Annotated in this window: 2 protein-coding genes; both read right to left on the reverse strand. The window is 45.6% G+C overall.

Going from position 1 to position 1,047, the window contains the following annotated elements; translation table 11 throughout:
- A partial coding sequence (locus FJZ26_06305) for a hypothetical protein (GenBank protein MBM3230018.1) occupies positions 1 to 576 on the reverse strand: 576 nt, incomplete at its 3' end.
- A 34-nt stretch (positions 577 to 610) separates the two neighbouring features.
- A partial coding sequence (locus FJZ26_06310; protein MBM3230019.1) for a hypothetical protein occupies positions 611 to 1,047 on the reverse strand: 437 nt, incomplete at its 5' end.

The following is a 1,047-nucleotide window of genomic DNA, read 5'->3' on the forward strand; positions in this document are numbered from 1 at the left end:
AAAAAAATTGCGGCCAAATGACAGCTTATCCTTTTGTAAAAAATAAATGGTCAGAACAACAAAAAATACAGACAAACTTTCGGGATGCCACCAAAGGTTATTTTCGACCACCATCGGAATGAGCAACAGAAACAGAAAAAGTAAGACGGAAACCCATAGCTTTTGGAACTTTGTTTGCATGTAAACCAGCAGCCAAACCGCAGCCAGCATGGGCAAAACACTGACCAATTGCCTGAGAAGCAAAAAGTCCAGCGAGACGTTCGCTGCACCCGCAAACAAACGGGCGGGCAGCAATGCAAAAAAGACGGAGTATAAATAAAATGGATAGCCGTAATAATAATGTTTGTATTGAACAAAACGATATGCCGACTGTATAAACGTATCTGCTGGCTGGTCTATCATTCTCAACGCATGCGGATACTGACCAAATTCATCTGGCTCAAAAACAGAAAGCATATTCAAGTCTTGTGCGCCCTGCCCGTTCGGGATAAAAAAGGCGAAAAAATACAGGACGCTGAGCACTGTCAGCGCCGCTAACGTATATCTTTTTGCATATTGTTCTGAATTATTTTTCATCCAATATACTCTCAAGTTTCACGCAAAGTTTAAGCTACAACTTCACCACAAGCCACTCACCTGCCATCTTAGGGTGCTCCGCATTCGTCAGGAAGCCAGTTTCCACCAGCTTATTGACCGTCTTTTTCACCGTTTCATTTCCCCAGCCGAATAATTTCGTAACATCCCGCAATTGCGCCGCGCCGACCATGTTGAAGTACAACTCCAATAATTTCGTGCGCGCCTGCGATTCGGAAATCTTGCGCGCCTGTTCGGCAAGCTCAGGGAATTGGCTGGTCGTGATGGCATAGATGTGTGAATACTTCCATGCGCCTGCCTGCGCCACGCCGACAGGCAAAATCTTGAAATCGCGCTGTAAATACTCCAATGCCTTGTTGAATTCAGAGTCTTTGGCATTGGAGAGTTTCGCCTCCTTGCGCAGGTCGATCGTGTGCAATGTGCCTTTTTCGAGCAAGGTTTCGTACACTTGCT

It is taken from the genome of Candidatus Parvarchaeota archaeon, assembly GCA_016866895.1.
Classification (GTDB): Archaea; Micrarchaeota; Micrarchaeia; order Anstonellales; family VGKX01; genus VGKX01.